The 17,120-nt window shown below is 72.6% G+C and carries 18 protein-coding genes; 8 read left to right on the top strand and 10 right to left on the bottom strand.

Annotated elements, in window-relative coordinates:
* Nucleotides 1-231 precede the first annotated feature (231 nt).
* Genes ASG28_RS07450 through ASG28_RS07420 form a run of 7 tightly spaced genes read right to left on the bottom strand, consistent with a single transcriptional unit; the run spans nucleotide 232 to nucleotide 7,529 of the window.
* Nucleotides 232-1,692: an 8-oxoguanine deaminase gene (locus ASG28_RS07450; RefSeq protein WP_055977173.1), complete on the bottom strand. Its 1,461-nt coding sequence runs from the start codon at nucleotides 1,690-1,692 to the stop codon at nucleotides 232-234.
* A complete protein-coding gene (gene add / locus ASG28_RS16745) occupies nucleotides 1,689-2,738 on the bottom strand; it encodes an adenosine deaminase (protein ID WP_200925267.1) in 1,050 nt (349 codons plus the stop codon). Before add ends, ASG28_RS07450 begins: the two co-directional genes overlap by 4 nt.
* Nucleotides 2,735-3,754, bottom strand: coding sequence for a nucleoside hydrolase (locus tag ASG28_RS07440; RefSeq protein ID WP_162235703.1), 1,020 nt, complete (start codon nucleotides 3,752-3,754; stop codon nucleotides 2,735-2,737). Before ASG28_RS07440 ends, add begins: the two co-directional genes overlap by 4 nt.
* The gene (locus ASG28_RS07435) at nucleotides 3,751-4,647 is read right to left on the bottom strand and encodes an ABC transporter permease (protein WP_054145986.1); all 897 of its coding nucleotides are present in this window, start codon (nucleotides 4,645-4,647) and stop codon (nucleotides 3,751-3,753) included. The genes ASG28_RS07440 and ASG28_RS07435 overlap by 4 nt, the downstream gene beginning before the upstream one ends.
* Nucleotides 4,647-5,561 carry an ABC transporter permease gene (locus ASG28_RS07430; RefSeq protein WP_055973638.1) on the bottom strand — a complete coding sequence of 305 codons (915 nt, stop codon included), beginning with the start codon at nucleotides 5,559-5,561 and terminating at the stop codon, nucleotides 4,647-4,649. The genes ASG28_RS07435 and ASG28_RS07430 overlap by 1 nt, the downstream gene beginning before the upstream one ends.
* Nucleotides 5,554-6,402: an ABC transporter ATP-binding protein gene (locus ASG28_RS07425; protein ID WP_055973637.1), complete on the bottom strand. Its 849-nt coding sequence runs from the start codon at nucleotides 6,400-6,402 to the stop codon at nucleotides 5,554-5,556. The genes ASG28_RS07430 and ASG28_RS07425 overlap by 8 nt, the downstream gene beginning before the upstream one ends.
* Nucleotides 6,399-7,529: an ABC transporter substrate-binding protein gene (locus ASG28_RS07420; RefSeq protein WP_055973634.1), complete on the bottom strand. Its 1,131-nt coding sequence runs from the start codon at nucleotides 7,527-7,529 to the stop codon at nucleotides 6,399-6,401. The genes ASG28_RS07425 and ASG28_RS07420 overlap by 4 nt, the downstream gene beginning before the upstream one ends.
* Nucleotides 7,530-7,647: 118 nt before the next feature.
* Here ASG28_RS07420 and ASG28_RS07415 point away from each other — a divergent pair, with 118 nt between their 5' ends.
* Nucleotides 7,648-8,247: a TetR/AcrR family transcriptional regulator gene (locus ASG28_RS07415; RefSeq protein ID WP_055973631.1), complete on the top strand. Its 600-nt coding sequence runs from the start codon at nucleotides 7,648-7,650 to the stop codon at nucleotides 8,245-8,247.
* A gap of 68 nt (nucleotides 8,248-8,315) precedes the next feature.
* Nucleotides 8,316-9,716, top strand: coding sequence for an NtaA/DmoA family FMN-dependent monooxygenase (locus ASG28_RS07410; protein WP_055973628.1), 1,401 nt, complete (start codon nucleotides 8,316-8,318; stop codon nucleotides 9,714-9,716).
* A gap of 13 nt (nucleotides 9,717-9,729) precedes the next feature.
* Here the strand turns inward: ASG28_RS07410 and ASG28_RS07405 are convergent, their stop codons facing one another.
* Nucleotides 9,730-10,467, bottom strand: coding sequence for an HAD family hydrolase (locus ASG28_RS07405; RefSeq protein WP_055973626.1), 738 nt, complete (start codon nucleotides 10,465-10,467; stop codon nucleotides 9,730-9,732).
* Between the two features lie 163 nt (nucleotides 10,468-10,630).
* On the opposite strand from ASG28_RS07405, the gene ASG28_RS07400 reads away from it, so the two are divergent.
* The 3 genes from ASG28_RS07400 to ASG28_RS07390 all read left to right on the top strand — a co-directional run bounded on the left by ASG28_RS07400 (nucleotide 10,631) and on the right by ASG28_RS07390 (nucleotide 12,235).
* Nucleotides 10,631-11,347 carry a general stress protein gene (locus ASG28_RS07400; protein WP_235477670.1) on the top strand — a complete coding sequence of 239 codons (717 nt, stop codon included), beginning with the start codon at nucleotides 10,631-10,633 and terminating at the stop codon, nucleotides 11,345-11,347.
* Between the two features lie 127 nt (nucleotides 11,348-11,474).
* Entirely contained in the window at nucleotides 11,475-11,714 is a 240-nt protein-coding gene (locus ASG28_RS07395) for a hypothetical protein (protein WP_055973623.1), read from the top strand.
* Nucleotides 11,711-12,235, top strand: a complete 525-nt coding sequence (locus tag ASG28_RS07390; protein ID WP_082454487.1) for a MarR family winged helix-turn-helix transcriptional regulator — start codon at nucleotides 11,711-11,713, stop codon at nucleotides 12,233-12,235. The genes ASG28_RS07395 and ASG28_RS07390 overlap by 4 nt, the downstream gene beginning before the upstream one ends.
* Before the next feature lie 22 nt (nucleotides 12,236-12,257).
* Here the strand turns inward: ASG28_RS07390 and ASG28_RS07385 are convergent, their stop codons facing one another.
* The gene (locus ASG28_RS07385; RefSeq protein ID WP_043596011.1) at nucleotides 12,258-12,569 is read right to left on the bottom strand and encodes a hypothetical protein; all 312 of its coding nucleotides are present in this window, start codon (nucleotides 12,567-12,569) and stop codon (nucleotides 12,258-12,260) included.
* Nucleotides 12,570-12,794: 225 nt separating this feature from the next.
* Nucleotides 12,795-13,529: a FadR/GntR family transcriptional regulator gene (locus tag ASG28_RS07380; RefSeq protein WP_082454486.1), complete on the bottom strand. Its 735-nt coding sequence runs from the start codon at nucleotides 13,527-13,529 to the stop codon at nucleotides 12,795-12,797.
* 214 nt (nucleotides 13,530-13,743) lie between these two features.
* On the opposite strand from ASG28_RS07380, the gene ASG28_RS07375 reads away from it, so the two are divergent.
* The 3 genes from ASG28_RS07375 (at nucleotide 13,744) to ASG28_RS07365 (ending at nucleotide 17,062) form a co-directional block, all read left to right on the top strand.
* Entirely contained in the window at nucleotides 13,744-15,135 is a 1,392-nt protein-coding gene (locus ASG28_RS07375; RefSeq protein ID WP_055973617.1) for a GntP family permease, read from the top strand.
* A 107-nt stretch (nucleotides 15,136-15,242) separates the two neighbouring features.
* On the top strand, nucleotides 15,243-15,728 hold the full coding sequence (locus ASG28_RS07370) for a gluconokinase (RefSeq protein WP_235477885.1): 486 nt from the start codon (nucleotides 15,243-15,245) through the stop codon (nucleotides 15,726-15,728).
* A 125-nt stretch (nucleotides 15,729-15,853) separates the two neighbouring features.
* Nucleotides 15,854-17,062 (top strand): zinc-binding dehydrogenase, encoded by a 1,209-nt coding sequence (locus tag ASG28_RS07365; RefSeq protein WP_082454484.1) that lies wholly within the window; start codon nucleotides 15,854-15,856, stop codon nucleotides 17,060-17,062.
* Nucleotides 17,063-17,120 lie beyond the last annotated feature (58 nt).

Raw genomic sequence — 17,120 nt, 5'->3', positions numbered from 1 at the left:
AGGGGCCTTCGTCGTGTGTGGGGCATTCGTTCTGAGGCGACGGTGCCGACGCCGCCACGAAGTGAACACTCCGCCACGAGATGTCGTGGCGGAGTGTTCAGTTCGTGGCGGGTCGGGCGGGTCGTGGCGGGTCGGCCACGCCGTGCGCTCACGCTGACGCGCGTATGCCCTGGCCTGTACCCGCGCCGACGGGCGCAGGAGGCGCAGCGGGCGCAGGAGGCGCGGGTCGCGTCAGACGCGGGCGCGCAGGTCCGCCGACGCCCGGGCCGCGCCCTCGGCGAGCAGACCCTGGTCCGCGTGCACGAGCTCGCCGTCCGCCACGACCGCGTCGCCGCCGACCCAGAGCCGGGCCAGCGGAGGCATCGAGGCCAGCCCGAGGGCGGCCACCGGGTCGGCGATGCCGGCGAACTCCACCCCGTCGACGCGCCAGAGGGCGAGGTCGGCGAGCTTGCCGACCTCGATCGAGCCGAGGTCGGCGTCCCGGCCGAGCACGCGGGCGCCGCCGATCGTCGCCAGGCGCAGGCCCTGTCGGACCGAGAACGCATCCGCGCCCGAGCGCAGGCGCCCGAACAGCACCGCCTGCCGGATCTCGGTGCCGAGCTGCCCGGACTCGTTCGACGCGGCACCGTCGACCCCGAGCCCCACGGGTGCCCCCGCGCGCAGCAGGGACGCGATCGGAGCGATGCCCGCGGCGAGTCGACCGTTCGACGAGGGGCAGTGCGCCACACCCGTCCCCGTCGCGGCGAACCGTCCGATCGCGTGGTCGTCGAGGTGGACGCAGTGAGCCATCCAGACGTCGTCGCCGAGCCAGCCGAGGTCCTCGAGGTACTGGGTGGGCGTGCGGCCGAAGCGCTCGAGGCAGAAGGCGTCCTCCTCGACGGTCTCCGAGCCGTGGGTGTGCAGCCGGACGCCGAGCTGCCGTCCGAGCACGGCGGCCTCGCGGAGCAGGTCGGGAGTGACCGAGAACGGAGAGCAGGGCGCGATCGCGATCTGGACCCGCGCGTCACCGGACGGGTCGTGGAACCGGGCCACCGCCTCCTGACCGGCACGCAGCGCGGCGTCCGTCGTCTCGACGGCGAAGTCCGGGGGCAGGCCACCCTGCGACCGACCGAGGTCCATCGAGCCGCGTGTGGCGTGCAGGCGGACGCCGACCGTGCCGGCGGCCCGGACGATGCCGCCCAGGAGGTCGCCGGCACCGGCCGGGAAGACGTAGTGGTGGTCGCCGACGGTCGTGCAGCCCGACCGCGCCAGCACGGCGATCGCGGCGGCGGCCCCGGCCTCGACGAGAGGCTCGTCGATGCGGGCCCAGGTCGGGTAGAGCGCGACGAGCCAGTCGAACAGGATCGAGTCCTGGGCGATGCCGCGGGTCAGCCACTGGTAGAGGTGGTGGTGGGTGTTCACCAGGCCGGGGGTCAGCAGGTGGCCCCGGCCGTCGACGCGCTCGACCGGGATCGGCGCTGCATCCGGCGCGGCCGAACCGGGGACCGACCCGGGTGGGGCCAGCCCGGCGGTGCACCACGCGGGGGCCGGCCCGGGCCCGACGGCGACGATGCGCGACCCGTCGACGACGACGTGACCGCCGGCGTGCTCGGTGTCGTGGGCGTCGACCATCGCGACGTGGACGTTCTCGACGACGAGCCGCCGGGCCGGCGCCGCCGAGGCGGGTGCGGGTGCGGGTGCGGGCGAGGTCACGCCGCCAGCCACGCCGCGATCTCGGCCGCGGCCCGCCCCTTGAGTTCCGCCGACGCCCCCGAGCACTCGATCGAGCTCAGCGCGCACGCGGCGAGCTGCTCGTCGGACAGGCCGAGGGTCGTGCGGGCCAGCTCGTACTCGGCGAGCACGCCGGGGCCGAACAGGATCGGGTCGTCGGCGTTGATCGAGCACCGCACACCGGCTTCGACGAGGCGCTTCAGCGGGTGGTCCTCGATGGTCGGGATCACCGAGAGCAGCACGTTCGAGGTGAGGCACACGTCGAGGCAGACGCCCTCGGCGGCGAGGCGCGCCATCAGAGGCTCGCTCTGCACGGCCGTCACGCCGTGCAGCACGCGGTCGGCGCCGAGGACGTCCAGCGCCTCCTCGATCTGGTCCGGCCCGGCGAGCTCGCCGGCGTGCGGCGTCGAGAGCAGGCCCGCGTGCTTGGCGATGCGGAACGCCTCCTCGTAGCGCGCCGCGGGGTTGCCGCGCTCGTCGTTCGCGAGGCCGAGCGAGACGACGCCGCGGTCGGCGTACGCGGCGGCCAGGTGGGCCAGCTCGTTCGCGGCCTCGACGCTCTCGGTGCGGTCGACCGTGATCATCAGGCCGACCTCGACGCCCCATCGCTCGCCGCTCTCGGCGCAGGCCGCGAGCATCGCCCGCAGCGAGGCGTCGAGCGACCCGAAGGTGTCGACGTAGAACTGCGGGCTCGCCCCGAACTCGACGTAGGCGACGCCCTCGTCGGCGCAGTCCTCGATCGCCTCGTCGATCAGGCGGAAGAGGTTCTCGCTCTCGGCGAGGACCACGAGCATGCCCTGGTACGTCGCGCTGAACTCGCTGAAGTCGCCGAAGCTGGTCGGCATCGGCACGACGACGCCCGACGACGCCGCCATGTCGGCCAGCGAGGCCGGGCGGATCGCCGCCTCCATGTGCAGGTGCAGGTGTCCCTTGGGCAGGGCCCGCAGGTCGCGCACCACGGCGTCGACGGGCGAGGGGGAGGTCGCCGAGGAGGCGCGGGTCGCGTCGGCGGGGGAGGTGGTGGTCACGAGCGGGCTCCGTGGATCAGGGCGTCGACGAACGACGGCAGGAAGAGGTCGGTGTGGACGGCGGTCACCGCCGTCGTGTCGGTGGATGGGTCGCCGGTCGGCACGGGGCCGTCCGGGTGCCAGTCGACCTCGTCGCCGTCGGCCGTGCGCATCACCCGGCCCCGCGTCGCGAAGCCGTCGTGGGTGATGCCGACGGGGCCGGTGACGCTGTCGGCGATCCACTCGGGGTGCACCAGCAGCGCCGCGGCGAGGCCGTCGTGCACGGGGCTGACCCGGCGGCCCCAGGCGTTCCGGTAGAAGTCGAGGTAGGTCGCCAGGACGTCGGCGGCGAAGGTGGCGGTCGGCGTGCCCGAGTCGCGCAGCGCGGCGACGTGCGACTCGTCGGTGATGACCTGGGACGTCGCGTTCACGCCGACCATGAGACGCGAGGTCGCCGGGGCGGCGAAGACCTCGCGGGCGGCCACGCCGTCGTTCTGCACGTTCGCGTCCACCATGTCGGTGCGGCCGAGGGCCGGGAAGGGTCCGCTGCCGCCCATGATCGTCACCGACCGGAACAGCGTCAGGAGGCGCGGTTCGGCCCTCAGCGCCAGGGCCACGTTCGTCAGCGGCCCCAGGGTGAGCAGGTCGATCTCGCCCGGGGACGCCCGGGCGACCTCGACGAGTCGCTCCGCCGCCGGGGTGTCGAGGAGCACGCGGGGGAGCGGCCGCTCGGCGACGACGTCACCGAGACCGTCGTGACCGTGCACGTAGTGGGCGATGTGCGCCTCCGCGTCCAGGGGTCCCTCGGCACCTCGGGCGACCGGCACGTCGTCGAGTCCGACGAGCCCGAGCACGTGTCCGACGTTGCGCAGGGCGTCGTCGACGACGCAGTTGCCGTAGACGGCCGTGATGCCCACGATCTCGACGTCGGGCTGCGCGGCGAGCCAGAGCAGGGCGAGGGCGTCGTCGATGCCCGTGTCCGTGTCGACCAGCACGCGGCGGGTCACGCTGGGGCGGGTCACGCTGGAACCGGTCACGACGCGGTCGCCTTGCCGGCGTTGGGGCCCCACTTCGCGAGCACCGCCGTCTCGACGAACGTCGTGATCGTGTAGAGCACGATCGAGACGAGCGTGATCAGCACGACGATCGCCCAGATCTCGCCGTACTGAGACTGCGACTTGGCGGCCGTGATGGCGGCGCCGAGGCCCTCGTAGGTGAAGAGCCACTCGTAGAGCATCGCGCCGGTGATGGCTCCCGGCACGGCGATGCGCATCGAGGCGAAGAAGTACGGCAGGGCCGTGGGGAACGCGACCTTGCGCATGATCGTCCAGCGGCTGCCGCCGTAGACCCGGATGAGGTCGACCGACTGGGCGCTGACCGAGCGGAAGCCGAGGCTCAGGTTGACGAGCAACGGGAAGAACACGACCACGCCACCGATGAAGCCGGCGGTGACGATCCCGTTGCCCAGCACGAGGTAGATGACGGGGGCCATCGCGAGCAGCGGCACGGTGCGCAGCAGCATGGCGATCGGCATGAACATGAACTCGACGGGTCTGATCAGCGTGAAGACGATCGCCACGACCAGCGAGCCGCCGACGCCGAAGACGAAGCCGATCGCGGCGTGCCAGAGGGTCACCCCGAGCAGTCCGGCGATGTGCACGCGGTTCTCGGCCGCCGTGGTCTGGCTGAGCTCGGAGTCGACGAAGAACCAGCGGAACACGTCCGCCGGGGTCTTCGCGATGAACGCGTTGGCCTGCAGCACGACGATGGCGAGGTTCCACAGGATGCCGAGGATGATCGCCGAGATCGCGATCGTCAGCACGGTGCGGCCGATGCGTCGCAGGACGAACCGGGCCGTCGAAGAGGCGCTGGTCGAGTCCGCGGGGGCGGCGACGCGGGTGCCGGTGCCCGTGGGCAGGGTCGTGGCCATCAGAACCCCTCTCCGGCGCGGCTGTCGCCGGCCGACCAGGGCGTGACCAGTCGGCTGATTCGCCCGATGACGAAGTAGGCGATCCCCGCGATGCCGCCCGAGATCAGGGCCAGGGCCCAGAGCTTCACCGACGCCGCCGTGGCCTGCGCCGCGAGCAGCAGGATGCCGAGGCCCTGGTCGACGCCGATGAGGAAGTACTCGCCGAGCACCGCGCCGAGGAACGCGGCGGGCGCCGCCAGCTTCAGCGCCGCGAGGATGCTGGGCAGGGCGGCGATCAGACGGACCTTGACCAGCTGCGTCCAGCGCGAGCCGCCGTAGGCCGTGATCACGTCGAGCTGGGTCTCGCTCGCGGCCCGCAGGCCGAGCAGCGTGCCGATCACGGTGGTGAAGATCACGCTGAGCGCGGCCAGGAAGATCGACGTCGTCCGGCCGCCGGCGGGCGACATGAGCGTGACGATCGGCGCGATCGCGGTCAGCGGGATGCACGAGCAGACCACGGCGAGCTGGGTCGAGAGGCCCTCGAACCACGGCACGAGCAGCACGGCGAAGGCCAGCGCGAACGCGATCAGGTTGCCCCAGAGGAAGCCCCAGGCCGCGCTGCCGGCGGTCGCGCCGATGGCGCGCCAGTAGACGAGGTCGCTGAGATCCGTGACGAGCTGGACGAGCACCTGGCCGGGTGGGGGAACCGACCCGGTCACCGAGAAGAGCGTGACGGCCACGACCTGCCAGATCGCGACGATCAGCACGATGCCGACGAGGGCGCCGACCCACGGAGGCGCTGCCGCCATCGAGCCGAGCACCGACCGTCGCTCACGCCCCCGGGCGGTCTCGGCCTGGAGCGCGACGCTCTGGCCCAGCTCCGCCTCGACCTCGCGCTCGGCGGTCTCGCGCGGCGACGTGTGCAGGTCAGTCATCGGCCACCGTCCCGTGCGAGCCGAACAGGATCTCCGAGATGCGGTCGACGTACGCGTGGAACTCCGGGGTGCGGGTCAGCTCGGGCAGGCGCGGTCGGGGCAGGTCGATCTCGACCACCTCGGCGATGCGGCCGGGCCGGGCGCTCATCACGGCGACGACGTCGGACAGGAACACGGCCTCGGCGATGCCGTGCGTCACCATCAGCGTGGTGGCGGGCTTCTCGCCCCAGATGCGCAGCAGCTCGACGTTCATGCGCTGCCGGGTCATGTCGTCGAGCGCGCCGAACGGCTCGTCGAGCAGCATGATGGTCGGCTGCACGGCGAGGCAGCGGGCGATCGAGACGCGCTGCCGCATGCCGCCCGACAGCTGCGCCGGCTTGGCCTTCTCGAAGCCCTTCAGGCCGACGAGGTCGATCAGGTCGGCGATCAGGCCGGCCGGGGGAGTCAGCCCGGCGACCTCGAGCGGCAACCGGATGTTGTTCTCGACGCTGCGCCAGGGCAGCAGGGCCGAGTCCTGGAACGCGATGCCCGTCTCGTGGCCGCGTTGCACCTCGACCGCGGTCTTGCCGTTGATGACGACGCTGCCCGACGTGGGCGTCTCGAGCCCGGCCAGGATGCGCAGGATGGTCGACTTGCCGCAGCCCGAGGGCCCGAGCAGGCTGAGGAACGAATCCTTCTTGGTGCCCAGGTCGATCTGCGTCAGGGCCTGCACGCTCTTCCGGCCGAGCTGGAACGACTTGGTCAGCCCCTGGATGTTGATGCCGGTGGCGAGCTCGGGGCGACCCGCGGGGTCGCCCGTCGCCGTCGTGAGTGCGGTCGTGGTGCCGTCCGTCGTGGTCATGCCGTGGGGATCGTGAAGGTCGTGATGAGGTCGGGGTTCTCCTCGTAGACCTCTTTGATGATGCTGAGGTCGAAGAGGTCGTCGGCCGACACGTCGGTGCCCATGGCCTTCAGCGAGGCGATGTTCTCGGCGACCAGCTCGTCGGTCATGGTGAACAGGCCGTTGGCGTTGACGTCCTCGGTGAGGATCAGGGTGTTCTGCGCCTCGGCCTCGGCGGTCTGCTCCTCGACGTCGAGGTCCTGGTCCTTGCCGTACTTCTCGGCGGCGTACTTCGCGCTCTGTTCCGGGTCCTTGACCGCGTCGGTCCAGCCCTTGATCTCGGCGACCAGGAAGGCCTTGAGCATGTCGCGCTCGTTGTCGATGGTGTCCTGCGTGACGGTGAAGGTCTCGGCGACGAACGGCAGCCCGTTGTCGGCGAAGCCCAGCACGACGGGGGTGAAGCCGTCCATCTCGGCGAGGATCGGCTCGTTCGTGATGTACGACATGTGCGCGTCGTACGCGTTGGTCTCGAGCGGGGCGATGTCGTACTGCGTGGCGACGAGCTCGACGTCGTCGAGCGTCATGTCGTTGGCCTTGAGGAAGCCCTCGAAGATCGTCTGGTTGCCGCCCGACTGCACGCCGATCTTCTTGCCCTTGAGGTCGGCCAGGGTGCGGATCGGCTTCCCCTCCTCGAGGGAGAGCAGGCAGAACGGGTTCTTCTGGAACGTCGTGCCGATGATCTTGAGCGCCGCGCCCTGCGCGACCGAGGGGCCGGTGAGCGAGGCCGACGACAACCCGACCTTGGCCTGTCCGGCGAGCAGCGCCTCCTCGGCTCCGGTCTGTCCGCCACCGGCCAGCAGCGTGACCTCGCTGAAGCCCGCGTCGGTGTAGTAGCCCTTCTCCGTGGCGAAGTACTCACCCGCGAACTCGATGTTCTTGATCCACGAGAGCTGGACGGCGATGGTGCCGAACGAGCCGCCCGACGCGGCTCCGCCGGATGCCGCGCCCGTGCCGGCCGACGAGTCGGTGCAGGCGGCGAGCAGGGCGGTCGTGCCGACGACGAGGGCGGCCGAACCGCCCAGACGCAGGAACCCGCGGCGGTCGAGGGACGAGTCGCGGAAGGCGGGAGGAACGGAGAGAGGGCTCATGGGGGAACTCCTGAGGTTCGTTCGGGTGAGGTGTCGAAAAGCTAGACCCGGACTGTTTCATCGTCGTTTCGGTCGTGTTGCCGTCGTCGTCGACCTCGCGGGACGTTAGTTTCGGGGCATGGCCACCCGGGAGTCGTCCGACAAGAGGGCCGAACTCCTCGAACGCGTCGTCGACCACGTGCTCGAGAACGGGGTCGGCCAGCTCACCCTGCGCGCCCTCGCGACGGCGGTCGGCTCGAACAACCGCATGCTGCTGTACTACTTCGGCAGCCGCGAAGAACTGGTCGTGGCGGCGCTGCACGGCGCCGAACGGCGGTTCCCGGGCATCGTCGGGGTCGTGGACCACCTGGCCGGGCCGGACCTGCCGCTCGACCAGCGCCTCCTCGCCGTCTGGCGGACGGTGTCCGACCCCGTCAACCAGCCCTTCAACCGACTGTTCTTCGAGGTGTTCGGCCTCGCGAGCTTCGACCGCGAGCGCTACGCGTCGCTGCTCGGCGACATCGGCACCGAGTGGGTGGGCCAGGTCGCGGCGGCGTACCGCGCCGAGGGCGTCGAGGAGGCGCGGGCCGAGTCGCTCGCGCACGAGACGGTCGCACTCTGGCGCGGCTTCCAGGCCACGTTGCTCAGCGCCGGGTCGAGCGCTGCCGTCGACCGTGCGGCCGTCGACGCGATCGAGGCGCTCGTCGCCCGCGTCCGCGCCGCCGCCGTCGCCCGCTGACGGGCCACCCGTGTTAAGAGCTTGTTTCGGGGCTGGACTCTGGGTGAACCATCCGGTTCACTGACGGCATGAAGCAGATCCGTCTCGGTGTGTTCGAAGTCGCCGGCCCCCAGGTCGGCGGCACCCTCAGCTGGTCCCACCCGCGCAGCGACTCGCTCGGCTACCACGGGCTCGACCTGTGGATCGGCATGGCGAAGCTGCTCGATCGTGCGGGCTTCGACTTCCTGTTCTTCGCCGACGGGTTCGGCTACCCGTCGATCGACGGCGACCTGCCCGAGACCGCGGCCCGCGGGGGCATCAACTTCCCCGGCATGGACCCCGCCTTGCTGATCCCGACCCTGGCCCGCGAGACCGAGCGTCTCGGCTTCGTCGTCACCTCGTCGACCGGCCTCGACCACCCCGTGCAGTCGGCTCGCCGCTTTGCCACGCTCGACCACCTGACGGGCGGCCGCATCGGCTGGAACATCGTCACGGGCGCCTCGCAGAACACCGTCGCCGAGCTCTTCGGCCACGACGAGATGCGCGGCCACGACGCCCGCTACGACCAGGCGGACGAGTACGTCGACCTGGCCATGACGCTCTGGGAGGGCTGCTGGGAGGACGGCGCCTTCCGCGGCGACGCCGCGGCCGGCGTCCTCGCCGATCGCGACCGCATCCACCGGGTCGAGTTCGCCGGCGAGCACTTCCGCTCGTCGGGCTACTTCACGGTCGCCCCCTCGCCGCAGCGGACGCCCGTGCTGTTCCAGGCCGGCACGTCCGACCGGGGCCGCGCCTACGCCGCGCGCAACGCGGAGTGCGTCTTCGTGCAGGGGACGACGGTGCCGAAGACCGCGGCGAACGTCGCCGACATCCGGGCCAAGGCCGCCGCCCTCGGCCGTGACCCCGAGTCGGTGAAGATCATGGTCGGGCTGACCGTCACGGTCGCCCCGACCCACGACGAGGCCGTCGCCCTGCGGAAGGGGTTCGACGACCTGCAGACCGACGAGGTCGTCGCCGTCCTCTACGCGGGCAACACCGGCATCGACCTGCTCTCGCTCGACCCGTCCCGCGACCTGACCCAGCTGCAGGACGACGGCGGACCCGTCGGGCAGATGGGGCAGAGCAACATCGACCGCTTCCTGCCGAAGGACGGCTCGCCGGCGCCGACCGTGCGCGAGATCCTCGACGACCTGCGCGGCAAGGGCACCCGCGGGCTCCAGCTGGTCGGCGACCCCGTCGAGGTCGCGGACGAGCTCGAGCGCCTGGTCGACGAGACCGACCTCGACGGCTTCCTGCTCGAGCCGATCTTCGGCACCGCCGACCTGGCCGACTTCGCCGACCTCGTCGTGCCCGAGCTGCGCCGCCGTGGCCGCATGCCGGCCGAGCCCGCCACGGGCACGCTGCGCGAGCAGATGCTCGGCCGTCCCGGTCCGCACCTCTCGGCCGACCACCCCGGCGCACGCTTCGCGGTGGTGCCGGCGACGGTCTGAGGTCGTCCTCGGCTCAGGAGGCGCGGGTCGCCCAGGCGCGGATCGCCGGGTACAGCTCGGGCAGCGTCGTCGCGCGATGCGTGGGCCGCGCGTCCGGGGCGGGGAACCGCTCGACCAGGGCGGTCGGCGATCCCTGGGCCGCGGCCGGCTCGAGGTCGTTCGGCCAGATGTCGCCGACGCTGAGCAGTCGGTCGGGCCGGTCGTCGAGGCCCGCGTCGGCCCGGAGCCGATCGAGCACGGCAGGCAGCCCGGACGGCTTGCGCGCGTCGGTGACGATCTCGTCGACGCGGTCGGCGAGCCCGAGCCGCTCGAGCGGCTGGACGACGCCGTGCTCGGGGGAGTTCGTGACGAGCACCACGTGCACGCCGTCGGGCAACGAGTCGAGCAGCTCGGCGAGTCCCTCGGGGGCCGTGGTCTCGAGACGGCCGTCGGCCAGGGCCGCGCGAGCCCCGGCGTAGGCGGCCGAGCGGGCCGCGTCGTCGACGCCCAGGGCTCGCGAGACCCGCTCGGCGACGACGTACCCGTCGGGGGAGCCGTCCGCGTGCGCGATCGCGTCGTCGATCCCGGCCGGCTCGTCGTCGAGCGGGCTGCCCACGAACCGAGCGAGCACCGCCTCGACCAACCGGGGCGGGTGCTGTTCGTCGGTCGCCGCGAGGGCCTCGTCGAGGAGGCGCGCGTAGGTCAGCACCGGACCGTCGCCCAGGCAGACGGTCCCGTCGAAGTCGAGCACGAGGACGTGGGTGGTGGTCATCCCTCGATCCTGCCCCACGTGACGTGGGTCGGCGGGTCGGCGTCGCGACCGGAGCGTGGGGAGGGGTCGTGGTGCGGACGGCACGGCTGGGAGCGGGCCAAGGAATGCTGTGGGCCGACTGTGCATTCCCTCCGCGTCGACGCGGGCGCGATAGAACGGGAGCATGAGCAACGAGCAGGACACCACGCCCACCCCCGACGACCGCCCGCGCCCCGCGTACGGCGAGTACGCGCCGCAGGGCACCGGGCAGCAGCCCGCCGGTCAGCCGGCCTCTCCCGACCAGGGGCAGCAGCCGGGGCAGGCGCCCGGTCAACAGGGCGCGCCGTACGGCCAGCCCGGCTACGGCCCCTCCGGCTACGGTCAGCCCGGGCCGCAGGCGACCCCGACGACGGGCACGCCCGGCCCCGGTGGCATCGGCGCATTCGCCGGCGCCGGCTACCCCCAGGTGCTGGCCTCGTTCACCAAGTACGAGGACGCGCAGTCGGCCGTCGACCTGTTGTCCGACGAGGGGTTCCCCGTCGAGAGCGTCTCGATCGTCGGTCACGACATCCGCACCGTCGAGAACGTCTCGGGTCGGCTGACCTCGGGCAAGGCCGCCGGACGCGGCGCCGGTGGCGGCGCCTGGTTCGGCCTGCTGCTCGGGCTGCTGTTCGGCATCTTCGCCCCGAGCGACGCCTGGATCGGCGTGCTGCTCGTGGCCGTCGGCCTCGGTGCCCTGTGGGGTGCCCTGTGGGGCTTCGTCGGCCACAAGATGCTGCGTGGTCGTCGCGACTTCTCGTCGGTCCGCACCATGGAGGCCGGCCGGTACGAGGTGCTGGTCCGCGGCGAACTCGCCGCCCGGGCGCACCAGACGTTGGCGCAGGGTCGCAAGGTCGCCTGACCGGCGGCCGCCGCGCCTCCTCGGTTCCGCCTGTCCGCGCCCGCCCCGTTCGTCGGGGCGGGCGCGGTCGTGTGTCTCGGGTTGACGCCCTGTCGTTGGGGCACCAATCGTTGGTAGACTCACGATCATGACGAGACCCGAGCGGCACCACGACCACGGCAGCAGGTTCGGCGACCTGGTCGAGCGCATGAACGCCCGGCTGCGGCCCTACATCGGCGGCGCTCAGTTGGGGTTGAAGAACGAGGCGCCGGCGGTCGCGCCGCAGCACGGTGGCGTCTGCCCGCTCTGCGGTGCACCGATGGACGAGCACGTCGTCGACCGGACGGGCGTCCGCACCATGGTGCACTGCCCGGTGCCGCGGGCATGAACGCCGCCGGGGCCGCGGGCGTGGGTGCCGCCGGTGCCGCGGGCCGGAGCGCTGCCGGCGACGCGGGTTCCGGCTCACGCGAGGTCGCGGACCCGCTCGAGCTCGAGAGCCAGATCTGCTTCGCGCTCTCGGTCGCGTCGCGGGGGGTCGTGGCGGCCTACCGTCCGGTGCTCGAGCCTCTCGGGCTGACGCACCCGCAGTACCTCGTCATGCTGGCCCTGTGGCAGCACGCACCGCTCTCGGGTCGAGAGCTCAGCCGACTGCTCCGGCTCGACCCGGGCACGCTCAGTCCGCTGCTGAAGCGGCTCGAGGCCCAGGGGCTGCTGACGCGCGGACGACGGGCCGACGACGAGCGGGCGTTGTCGATCGAGCTGACCCCGGCGGGTGCCGGGCTGAGGCGCGAGGCCGAGAGCATCCCCGGGCGCATGATGGCGCGGCTCGGACTGACGCACGACGAGCTCGTCGTGCTGCACCGCACGATGACGAAGTTGATCGTCGCCGCGGACGCCGAGGGCGACTGACCCCGTCGGTCTCCGGCGCGCCTCAGCGCAGCGGCGCGGGCACGGTCGCCGAGCGCGACCACACGACGTCGACGGTCCGGCCGAGGACGCGGGTCGCGATCTCGCCGGCGAGCGCCTCGCGGAAGTGCGTCGCGGCCCGCTCGTCCGAGACGACGACGTCGACCCGCAGGCCCGCGAGCTCGTCGGTCACGAGAGCCGGGCCGTCGGCGAAGCGGACCAGGTACTGGTGGTCCTTCACGGGCACGTTCTCGTAGTGGTCGCGGAGGCTCTTCTCGAGCAGGCGGACCGAGTGGATTCCGTCCTTCGGCTTCACGAGGGCGCTGAGCGAGATCATGCGTCGATGCTCCACCACGGGGGCGACCCGGACGTGAACGGGACGTGACGGGCGCCTGTGCGTTCGCCGCGCCTCCTCGGTGTGTCGGCCGTGTGCGCCGTGCGGGTACGAGCGACGCGCCGCCTGAGAGGGGCTTCGGGCGGCGTGTCGCAGTCGAGTGGTCGCGAATTGCACAGCGGGAGGGAGGGGCCGGCCGGCATTCGGCGTGAGGGCAGGAGGCGCGGATCAGGTCGCGGGGGAGCCGCCGGACTCGGCGACGAACTCGTCGACGGTCGTGTCGATCAGCTGCCACGAGCGGGAGAAGGCGGCGTCCGCGTCGCCGGCCCGGATCGCGAGGGCCAGGTCGAGGTGCAGCTCGGCCGCCGCGGGCGTGTACTCGGTGATGGTGAACCGGCGTTCTTCGGTGCGGGTGCGCAGCAGGGCCTCGACGGTCGAGGCGAAGTGCCCGATCACGTCGTTGCCCGAGCCGCGCAGCACGGCGGTGTGGAAGGCGACGTCGGCCTCGAGGTAGGCGCGGCCGTCCCCGGACTCGGCGGCCGCCACCATCGTGCGCGCCGCGTCCTCTACGACCGAGGCCTGGTCGGGCGTGAAGGCCAGGGCGCTCAAGCGGGCCGCGACCGGCTCGAGGCCGAGTCGCAGCTCGAGCAGTTCGCGCATCTGGACGAAGTACTCGGGGCTGCGGCCGCGCCAGAGGATGATCTGCGGGTTCATGAGGTCCCACGAGGTGCGGGGGAGCACCTGCGTGCCGATGCGCTGTCGCGGTTCGACCATGCCGAGCGACTGCAGCACCCGCAGGGCCTCGCGCAGCACCGACCGCGAGACGGTGAACCGGGCCGCGAGGTCGTCGAGGTTCAGGATGGAGCCCACGGCGAGCCGGCCGTCGACGATCTCGGTGCCGAGGACGTCCACCACGCGGGCGTGCAGGCCGCGTTCTCGTGAGGAAGAGAGACCGGGTGTCATCGTCGACTCCTAGGGGAGAGAGGTGCGGAAAGGAGGGGTGGCGCGGTCGTGGTGACTGTGGCACACTCCATAAGTCTGATTATTCACACTAATCAGACTCGTCCGCGAGACAAGACTGCCAGACATCCGTCGGGCGCAGCCGGACGACAACCCCACGGGCTCCGGCCCACGACGAAGAGGTCGCAGTGAAGCGTCCTCGGAAGGACGCGACGGAATGCACCTCCTCGCCGCGGCGACCGCCGCCCCCACGCCCTCGGGCACCGACGCGCAGTTGATCATCGCGGCCCTCGTGGGCATCGTCGTGATCGTCGGCCTCATCACCTGGCTGAAGGTCCACCCCTTCCTCGCGCTGCTGCTCGGCGCCGTCGGGGTCGGCATCGGCGCGGGCCTCGCCCCGGGCGACGCCGTCACGAGCTTCGGCACCGGCTTCGGCTCGACCATGACGAGCGTCGGCATCCTCATCGGACTCGGCGCGATGTTCGGCAAGCTGCTCAGCGACTCGGGCGGAGCCGACCGCATCGTCGACACCCTGATCTCGCGCTCGTCCCAGAAGGCACTGCCCTGGGTGATGGCCCTGATCGGCGCGCTGATCGGCCTGCCGATGTTCTTCGAGGTCGGCCTCGTGCTGCTCATCCCGGTGATCGTGCTCGTCGCCCGCCGCTCGGGTCTGCCGCTCATGCGCATCGCGATCCCGGCGCTCGCCGGCCTCTCGGCGATGCACGCCCTCGTGCCTCCGCACCCCGGTCCGCTGCTCGCCGTGTCGACCGTCGGCGCCGACCTCGGTCTCACCCTCGGCCTCGGCGTGCTCGTGGCCATCCCCACCGTGATCGTGGCCGGGCCGCTGTTCTCGAAGCTCGCCGCGAAGTGGGCTCCCGTTCCGGTGCCCGACCTCTTCGTCTCGAAAGAGGAGGACGGCGGCGAGGGCTCGGCCCGCAAGCGCCCCAGCTTCGTGAACGCCCTGATCGGCATCCTGCTGCCCGTCGTGCTGATGCTCGCCCGATCGATCCGCGAGGCGGCGCTGCCGACGGCCACGGGCTCCTGGGTCGACCTGCTCGAGTTCCTCGGGACGCCCATGGTCGCGCTGACCGTCGCCGTGCTCTACGCGATGGTCTTCTACGCCCGCGCCGGGGGCATGGACAAGGCCGCCGTGTCGAAGACGCTCGGCTCGTCGCTGCCCGACGTCGCCGGCATCCTGCTCATCGTCGGTGCCGGCGGCGGGTTCAAGCAGGTGCTCATCGACACCGGCATCGGCACCGTGATCGGTGACGCCGTCTCGGAGTCGGGCGTCAGCGTCCTGCTCGTCGCCTGGGTCGTCGCGGCCCTCGTGCGCGTCGCCACCGGGTCCGCCACCGTCGCCACGGTCACGGCCGCCGGCATCATGGCCCCGCTCGCCGCCGACATGTCGACCCCCGAGGCCTCGCTGCTGGTGCTCGCCATCGGTGCGGGCTCGGTCTTCCTGTCGCACGTGAACGACGCCGGCTTCTGGCTCATCAAGGAGTACCTCGGCACCACGGTGGGGCAGAACTTCAAGACCTGGAGCCTGATGGAGTGCGTCCTCAGCCTCACGGCCCTCGCCGGGGTCATGCTCGCGAGCGTGTTCATCTGATGCCCGTCCTCCAGAACGCGGACCGCGCCTCCTCGGGTGCCGCGACGGACGCAGGAGGCGCGGCGCCGGCGGGCGGGCCCTACGCCGCCGATCCCGTGCTCGTCGTCATGGGCGTGTCGGGTTCGGGCAAGTCGACTGTCGCGGGCCTGCTCGCCGAACGGCTCGGCTGGGACTCGTACGAGGGCGACGACCTGCACCCCGACGAGAACGTCGCGAAGATGGCGGCCGGCACCCCGCTCGACGACGACGACCGGGCCCCCTGGCTCGACACGGTCTCGTCCTGGATCGTGGAGCACGCCATGGCGGGCGTGCCGGGCGTGATCACCTGCTCGGCGCTGAAGCGGAAGTACCGCGACGTGCTGCGCGAGCACAACGTCGTCTTCGTCTACCTGCGCGGCAGCCGCGACCTGCTCGGCGACCGCATGGCCGCCCGCGAGGGCCACTTCATGCCGACCACGCTGCTCGACTCGCAGGTCGCGACGCTCGAACCGCCCGAGGCCGACGAACGCCACGTCGTGGTCGACGCCGGCCGGTCGCCCGAGGACGAGGCCGACGACGTGATCCGGGCCCTGGGGCTGACGCCGGTCGCCTGACCCGACCCGCGCCTCCCGCGGATCGGCGCGTTCACCCGGTGGACGCCGGGGGTTCGCCGGGCCGCCACCCGCCCTGCCTAGGCTCGCGGCGTGCACCGGAGGCCGGGTGCGAGGGGTGGGGGACGATGTCGAGGGCGACGCCGGCGGGGCGGCTGCGGGTCGACCCGATGCGCCCCGTGCTCGACGGCCACGACGTGTGCCTGGACCCGCCGGCGACGGCGCAGGTCTGGCTCGGCACGGGGCTCGGCTTCAGCGAGATCGCGGTGCCCGGGGTGCGCCTGGCGCGGGGGGACGCCCTGGTCGCCGTCGAGCTCGCCGCCTTCGGCCCGGACGAGGTGCGCTCGCTCACCGGTCGGGGTGCGGCGTCCCTGCCCGTGGTGCCGGGTGGCTCGGCGGTCGGGCGGGTCGTCGAGGCCGACGAGCACGCCCGGGCGCACGACGGCCGTCGGCTGCGGCCCGGCATGCGCGTCGTCTGGTCCGGCACGGTGACGTGCGGGCGGTGCGTCCCCTGTCATCGGGGTCTGGCCTCGGCGTGCGTCTCGGGCGAGCGGTACGGCGAGGAGCGCACGCGGCGCAGCTGGCAGCTGTCCGGCGCGGTCGCGAGCCACGTGCACCTGCGCCGGGGAACCGCCGTGGTGGTCGTCGCCGACGACGTCCCCGCCGCCGTGCTCGCCCCGGTGGCGGACGTGACCGCGAGGGCCGCGGAGGTGCTGCACCGCGCCTCCTCGGTGCTCGGGCTCTCGGGGGTGCCGTCGCTCGCGGGTCAGGTCGTCGTCGTGTCCGTCGCGGGTGCCGTCGGACTGGTCGCGACGGCGATGGCCACCGACGCCGGGGCACGCGTCGTGGTCGTCGACCCCCAGGAGGCGCGGCGTGAGCGGTCGCGCGCGTTCGGCGCCGTCGCCGTGGCCGATCCCCGTGCGTCGACCGGGTCGCACGCCCTGTCGCGGGTGCTCGCGTCGGTCGACCGGTCCGGGCGTCACCGCACGGTCGGACTCGCGTTCGACGGGGTCGCCGGGGTGGCGGCCCTGGTCGGGCAGGTGGCCGTCGGGGGAGTCGTGGTGCTGGCGGGGGCGGCGGCGGGCGGCAGGGAGACGCGCGTGAGCGGTGCCCGGCTCGTCGAGGGGCTCGTGACGGTCACCGGTGTGCGCGACGCCGAGCCCGAGCGGCTGGACTCGGCTGTGGCGTGGGCGTCCGAGGCGTGGCGGCGATGGCCGCTCGAGTCGCTCGTCGGCAGGACGATCCCGCTGGCCGAGGTGGGCGAGGCGCTCGTCGCGACGGACGCGGACGACGGGCTGATCGGGGTCGGCGTCGACGTCGGGCCCACCACGCGATGAACCCCGTTCCGTGCGGCGAACCCCGTTCCTTCGTGGTTCATGCCGCGGAAGGGGGTTA

Source organism: Frigoribacterium sp. Leaf415, from assembly GCF_001424645.1.
Taxonomy (GTDB): Bacteria; Actinomycetota; Actinomycetes; order Actinomycetales; family Microbacteriaceae; genus Frigoribacterium.
The sequence above is the reverse complement of the archived record's forward strand: the minus strand, read 5'-3'. Positions and strand labels throughout refer to the sequence as shown.